The following is a 6,423-nucleotide window of genomic DNA, read 5'->3' on the forward strand; positions in this document are numbered from 1 at the left end:
TCTTGTCCTCATGCGGGTTCGGATAGGCGCCGCCGCCGCTCTCGCCGCCCTGCTCCTTGGCCGGTGCGTCGTTGACGCCGTCCTTCTCCTTGGCGCCGTCGTCATTCTTCGGCACGCCCTGCATCGGTTGCTTGTCGGTCATCATCGTTTCCTCTCGGAACATCAAACACCCCGCGCGCAATTGCGTTGCGGACGCCCTCGCCCCACATAGACGCGCAAGTAAGAATGGGGACGTAAGTGGCCGATCCGTACAAGACTCTGGGTGTAGCGCGCGACGCGACCGAAGCCGACATCAAGAAGGCGTATCGCAAGCTCGCCAAGGAGCTTCATCCCGATCGCAACAAGGACAATCCGAAAGCGTCGGAAAAGTTCAGCCAGGTCACCAACGCGTACGACCTGCTCAACGACAAGGACAAGCGCGCGCGGTTCGACCGCGGCGAGATCGACGGCGACGGCAACCCGGCCGCGCCGTTCGGGTTCGGCGGTGGCGGCGGCGGACGTCCGCACCCCGGCGGCTTCCGCAGCGAAGGCTATGAGGGCGGCGCCGGCGGGGCCGACATGAGCGATATCTTCGAAGGGCTGTTCGGCGGCGCACAGCGCGGCGGCGGCGGCGGCTTCTCCGGTGGATTTGGCCGACGGCCGCAGCCGAGGGGCGAGAACGTCGCCTATCGCCTGCAGGTGCCGTTCATCGAAGCCGCGACGCTGGAGCCGCAGCGCGTGACGCTGTCGGACGGCAAGACGCTCGACCTGAAGCTCCCCGCGGGGGTCGAGAGCGGCACGCAGATGAAACTTGCCGGCAAGGGCGAGCAAGGGCCCGGCGGCGCGGGCGATGCGATCCTGACGATCGAGGTCCAGCCGCACAAATTCTTCACGCGCGACGGCGACGACGTCCGGCTCGAGTTGCCGATCACGCTGGCCGAGGCGGTGCTGGGCGGCTCGGTCAAGGCGCCGACGGTCGACAAGCCGGTCATGCTGACGATCCCCAAGGGGACGACGTCGGGCAAGACGCTACGTCTGAAGGGCAAGGGATTTCACAAGAAGGGCGGCACGCGGGGCGACCAGCTGGTGACGTTGATGATCGACATTCCGGCGAGCGATGCGGCGCTGACCGCGTTCGTCGAAGGCTGGACCGGGCGCGAGGCGGGGAACCCGCGGGGGTCCATGGGCGTCTGAACGCGTTGTGAACGACAGTCCCCTTACGCCCGAAGCGCGCGCGCACCATCATGGCGTCACGCGCACCCGTTTCAACCGCGGCATGGCGAAGGTCAGGCCGGGAAGCCGCGCGTTCGAGGTGTTCAAGCGCGCGGCGATCGGTGTGTTCAACGACGGGTTTATCCATGCCGGGAACCTCGCCTATCTCGCGCTGATGACGGTGTTTCCGTTTTTCATCGTCGCAGCGGCGATCCTGTCGATCTTCGGGCAGAGCGTCGAGACGGTGCGCGCGGTCGAATCGTTCCTGAACGTGTTGCCGCCCAATGTCGGCGACCTGTTGCGCAAGCCGATCGCCGACGTGCTGGCCGCGCGGACGGGCTCGCTGCTGTGGCTGGGCGCGCTCGTCGGGTTGTGGACGGTCGGCAGCTTCGTCGAGACGATCCGCGACATCTTCCACCGCGCCTACGGGATCAAGGCGACCGCGCCGTTCTGGAAGTCGCGGCTCGGCTCGTCGGCCGTCATCATCCTGTCGGTGGTGATCGCGCTGCTCTCGTTCCTGGTGCAGGGCATCCTGACTGCGGCCGAGCAGTTTATCTACCGCCTCCTCCCCTTCGCGCAGGATGCCGCGGGCTGGGTCGGGCTGTCGCGGCTGATCCCCGGCCTCCTGATGTTCGGTGCTTTGTACCTGCTCTTCTATTCGGTGACGCCGTCGCGCTATCGCTATTCGAAGTGTCGCAAATGGCCGGGTGCGCTGTTCACCACCGCGTGGTGGGTCAGCGCGACGGCATTGCTGCCGGTGATCCTGTCACGGCTCGGCGGGTACGACTTGACCTATGGTAGTCTCGCGGGCGTCGTCATCATGCTGTTATTTTTCTATGTCATCGGGCTCGGGCTGGTATTCGGCGCGCATCTGAACGCAGCACTGGCGGAACCCCCCGAAACAACGCTAGAGCAGCCCGCTACGGATATGCAGGCAGAGGCGGGGACGGCGTGAACGGTTTGATGGCGGGCAAGCGTGGGTTGATCATGGGTCTGGCGAACGACAAGTCGCTGGCCTGGGGGATCGCCAAGAAGCTGTCCGAGGCGGGCGCCGAACTCGCGTTCAGCTATCAGGGCGAGACGATGGAGAAGCGCGTTCGCCCGCTCGCCGAGCAGCTGGGCGTGGCGCGGCTGTTCGATTGCGACGTGTCGGACATGGGCGCGCTCGACGCGACCTTCGACAAGCTGGCGGAAGAATGGCCGACGATCGACTTCGTCGTCCACGCGATCGGCTTTTCGGACAAGAACGAGCTGCGCGGGCGGTTCGTCGATACCAGCCTCGACAATTTCCTGATGACGATGAACATCAGCGTTTATTCGTTCGTCGCGGTCGCGCAGCGCGCCGCCAAGATGATGACCGAGGGTGGCGCGATGCTGACGCTCAGCTATTACGGCGCCGAGAAGGTCATCCCGCATTACAACGTGATGGGTGTGGCCAAGGCCGCGCTCGAGACGAGCGTGCAGTATCTCGCGGTCGACCTCGGTCGCGACAACATCCGCGTGAATGCGATCTCGGCCGGCCCGATCAAGACGCTGGCCGCCAGTGGCATCGGCGATTTCCGCCTGATCCTGAAGTGGAACGAGCTGAACTCGCCGCTGAAGCGCAACGTGACGATCGACGATGTCGGCGGCGCGGGGCTGTACCTGCTGAGCGACCTCGCGAGCGGCGTGACGGGCGAGACGCACCATGTCGACGCTGGTTACAACGTGATCGGCATGAAGGCCGAAGACGCCCCCGACATCGCACTGGCCTAACGACCCTCTCCCCTCAGGGGAGAGGGAGGGGCCCATGCGAAGCATGGGAGGGTGAGGGCAAGGTGAGGCAACACGACGGTACCGAAGCGCTGGACCGAGCCCGCCAACTGCGCCGCGACGCGACGGAGGCAGAAACCCGCTTGTGGCAGAACCTCCGCAGCCGTCGCCTCGCCAATTTCAAGTTCCGCCGCCAGGCCTGGATCGGCCCGTTCATCGCCGATTTCCTCTGCATGGACGCCATGCTCGTCGTCGAGGTAGATGGCAGCCAGCATATCGGTGACGTGGCCTATGACGCCGACAGAGCCGCCTACCTCGCGAACAAGGGATATCGTGTGATCCGTGTCTGGAACAACGACGTGATGCAGCGGATGGACGGGGTGCTTGCCGCGATCCTGTCTGCACTTAGCAGCGTGCCCTCACCCTCCCATGCTTCGCGTGGGCCCCTCCCTCTCCCCGTTGGGGAGAGGGCCAAGTGAGCGTCAACACGTTCGGGCGGATGTTCCGCTTCACCACCTGGGGCGAGTCGCACGGCCCCGCGCTCGGCGCCGTGGTCGATGGGTGCCCGCCGGGGATCGCGCTCACCGAGGCCGACATCCAGCCCTGGCTCGACAAGCGCCGCCCCGGCACCTCGCGCTTCACCACGCAGCGGCGCGAGCCGGATACCGTCCGCATCCTTTCCGGCGTGTTCGACGGGCGCACCACGGGCACGCCGATCAGCCTGATGATCGAGAATGTCGACCAGCGCTCGAAGGATTATTCGGACGTCGCCAAGGCCTATCGCCCCGGCCATGCCGACTACGCCTATGACGCCAAATACGGCTTTCGCGATTATCGCGGCGGCGGCCGGTCGTCGGCGCGCGAAACCGCAGCGCGCGTTGCCGCCGGCGCGATCGCGCGGCTGGTCGTGCCGCAGGTGCGGGTGCGAGCCTGGGTCGAGGCGATCGGTGGCAACGCGATCGACCCCGCCAACTTCGACGACGCACAGATCGATCAGAACCCCTTCTTCTGCCCCGATGCCGAGGCTGCGCTACGCTGGGAAGCACTGGTCGATGCCGCGCGGAAGTCGGGGTCGTCGCTCGGCGCGGTGATCGCGTGCGAGGCGACGGGTGTGCCCGCGGGTTGGGGCGCGCCGCTTTATGCCAAGCTCGATTCCGAACTCGCCTCGGCCTGCATGAGCATCAACGCGGTCAAGGGGATCGAGATCGGCGACGGGTTCGCCGCCGCCGCGCTGTCGGGCGAAGCCAATGCCGATCCGATGCGCCCCGGCGAAAATGGCCCCGAATTCCTTGCCAACCATGCCGGCGGGATCGCGGGCGGGATCGCGACCGGCCAGCCGATCCGTCTGCGTGTCGCGTTCAAGCCGACCAGCTCGATCCTGACGCCCGTTGAGACGATCAGCCCGACTGGCGAAGCGGCGACGATAGCTACCAAGGGGCGTCATGATCCGTGCGTGGGCATCCGCGGAGTTCCTGTCGTCGAGGCGATGGTTGCCCTCGTGCTGGCCGATCAGGCGTTGCTGCATCGGGGCCAGTGCGGCTGATCAGGGAACCTCTGCCGCGCCGAAGCGCTTGCTCTTCAATAACTTAGGAGAGTGATAATGCGCGTTTTGACTTCGATCGCCGCAGCAGCCCTGATCATTCCGGGCGTGGCCATGGCACAGACGAGCACTGGCGGCTCGATGGGCGGCACGATGGGCGGCGGCACGATGGGCGGTACGGCGTCGGGCAGCATGAACGGCGGCATGTCGGGCAGCACCATGGGCCAGACCAAGTCCACGACCGCCGGTTCGACCGCAACGACGCGCACGCAGCGTGGCACGAAGGCACGTAGCCGCACGCGTGGCACGACATCGGGCACGACATCGGGCACGACGTCGGGCACCGCCTCGGGCACGATGGGCACCGGCACGACCGGCAGCACGATGTCGGGTACGACTGGCAGCACGATGGGTGCCGATACGATGGGCGGCACGATGGGCACGACCGGCACGATGGGCAGCACGACCGGCACCATGGGCACCGGTACGATGGGTGGCACCACGGGCACGATGGGCGGTACGACCGGCGGCGCCATGGGTTCGACCACCGGTACGACCGGCACGCCGCGCTGATCACAGCCTCGGCTAACGAATGAGAGGCCGGGCGAGTGATCGCCCGGCCTTTTTCGTGTCAGTCGGAGAACGGGTCGCGGACGAGGATCGTGTCGGCACGCTGCGGGCTGGTCGACACCAGCGTCACCGGGCAGCGGATCAGTTCCTCGATGCGGCGGATATACTTGATCGCCTGCGCGGGCAGATCGGCCCAACTGCGCGCGCCGGCAGTTGTTTCCTGCCAGCCTTCCATCGTCTCGTAGATCGGCTCCACGAGCGCTTGGTCCGCTGCGTGCGCCGGGAAATAGTCGAGCGTCTCGCCGCGCAAGCGGTAGCCGGTGCAGATCGACACGGTTTCGAACCCGTCGAGCACGTCGATCTTGGTCAGCGCGATGCCGGTGATGCCACCGACTGCCGCCGCTTGGCGTACCAGCACCGCGTCGAACCAGCCGCAACGACGCTTGCGCCCGGTCACCGTCCCGAACTCGTGGCCACGGACGCCGAGGCGCTCGCCGGTCTCGTTCTCGAGCTCGGTCGGGAACGGTCCCGAACCCACGCGCGTCGTGTACGCCTTGGCGATGCCGAGCACGAAGCCGACCGCCGCTGGCCCAAGGCCCGACCCGCCGGCAGCGGCACCCGAGATCGTGTTCGACGAGGTGACAAACGGATAGGTGCCGTGATCGACGTCGAGCAGCACGCCCTGCGCGCCCTCGAACAGGATGCGCTTGCCCGCCGCGCGCGCGGCGTTGAGATCGCGCCACACGGGCTTGGCGAAGGGCAGCACGAAGCCGGCGATCTCGCGCAGCTCGGCGATGAGGCGCGCACGGTCGATCGGCGGCTCGCCGAAGCCTGCGCGCAGCGCGTCGTGATGCGCGGTCAGGCGATCGAGCTGCGGGCCTAGATCGTCGAGATGCGCCAGGTCGCACACGCGGATCGCGCGGCGACCGACCTTGTCCTCATAGGCCGGGCCAATGCCGCGGCGAGTCGTCCCGATCTTGCCCGCGCCGCTCGCATCCTCGCGCAAACCGTCAAGGTCGCGGTGGAACGGCAGGATCAGCGCGCAGGTATCGGCGATGCGCAGCGTCTCGGGCGTCGCGACGACGCCCTGCGCGCCGAGCCGGGCGATCTCGTCCTTGAGCGCCCAGGGATCGAGCACCACGCCGTTACCGATGAACGACGGCGTACCACGCACGATGCCCGAGGGCAGCAGCGACAGCTTGTACACGTTCTCGCCGACGACCAAAGTGTGGCCGGCATTGTGGCCGCCCTGGAAGCGTACGACCATGTCGGCCCGCTCGGCGAGCCAGTCGACGATCTTGCCCTTGCCTTCGTCGCCCCATTGCGCGCCGATGACTGCTACGTTGGCCAAACTTTATCTCCTGAGGATT

At 66.8% G+C, this 6,423-nt stretch carries 7 protein-coding genes; 6 read left to right on the plus strand and 1 reads right to left on the minus strand.

What is annotated here, in order from left to right:
* Nucleotides 1-237: 237 nt before the first annotated feature.
* From ASE88_RS17065 to ASE88_RS17090, 6 genes are all read left to right on the plus strand, one after another.
* On the plus strand, nucleotides 238-1,173 hold the full coding sequence (locus ASE88_RS17065) for a DnaJ C-terminal domain-containing protein (RefSeq protein WP_082466619.1): 936 nt from the start codon (nucleotides 238-240) through the stop codon (nucleotides 1,171-1,173).
* A gap of 82 nt (nucleotides 1,174-1,255) precedes the next feature.
* Complete coding sequence (locus tag ASE88_RS17070; protein WP_235525940.1) at nucleotides 1,256-2,146, plus strand: YihY/virulence factor BrkB family protein; 891 nt, start codon at nucleotides 1,256-1,258, stop codon at nucleotides 2,144-2,146.
* Nucleotides 2,143-2,946 carry an enoyl-ACP reductase FabI gene (fabI, locus tag ASE88_RS17075; protein ID WP_107964572.1) on the plus strand — a complete coding sequence of 268 codons (804 nt, stop codon included), beginning with the start codon at nucleotides 2,143-2,145 and terminating at the stop codon, nucleotides 2,944-2,946. Before ASE88_RS17070 ends, fabI begins: the two co-directional genes overlap by 4 nt.
* 62 nt (nucleotides 2,947-3,008) lie before the next feature.
* Nucleotides 3,009-3,422 (plus strand): endonuclease domain-containing protein, encoded by a 414-nt coding sequence (locus ASE88_RS17080; protein ID WP_056480184.1) that lies wholly within the window; start codon nucleotides 3,009-3,011, stop codon nucleotides 3,420-3,422.
* Entirely contained in the window at nucleotides 3,419-4,486 is a 1,068-nt protein-coding gene (gene aroC / locus ASE88_RS17085) for a chorismate synthase (RefSeq protein ID WP_055881586.1), read from the plus strand. The genes ASE88_RS17080 and aroC overlap by 4 nt, the downstream gene beginning before the upstream one ends.
* A gap of 57 nt (nucleotides 4,487-4,543) precedes the next feature.
* Nucleotides 4,544-5,056 (plus strand): hypothetical protein, encoded by a 513-nt coding sequence (locus tag ASE88_RS17090; protein WP_082466620.1) that lies wholly within the window; start codon nucleotides 4,544-4,546, stop codon nucleotides 5,054-5,056.
* Nucleotides 5,057-5,114: 58 nt separating this feature from the next.
* Here ASE88_RS17090 and ASE88_RS17095 read toward each other — a convergent pair whose 3' ends face one another.
* Nucleotides 5,115-6,404: an adenylosuccinate synthase gene (locus ASE88_RS17095; RefSeq protein WP_055881592.1), complete on the minus strand. Its 1,290-nt coding sequence runs from the start codon at nucleotides 6,402-6,404 to the stop codon at nucleotides 5,115-5,117.
* Between the last annotated feature and the right edge of the window lie 19 nt (nucleotides 6,405-6,423).

This window comes from Sphingomonas sp. Leaf38, from assembly GCF_001421825.1.
In the GTDB taxonomy this organism is placed as follows: domain Bacteria; phylum Pseudomonadota; class Alphaproteobacteria; order Sphingomonadales; family Sphingomonadaceae; genus Sphingomonas.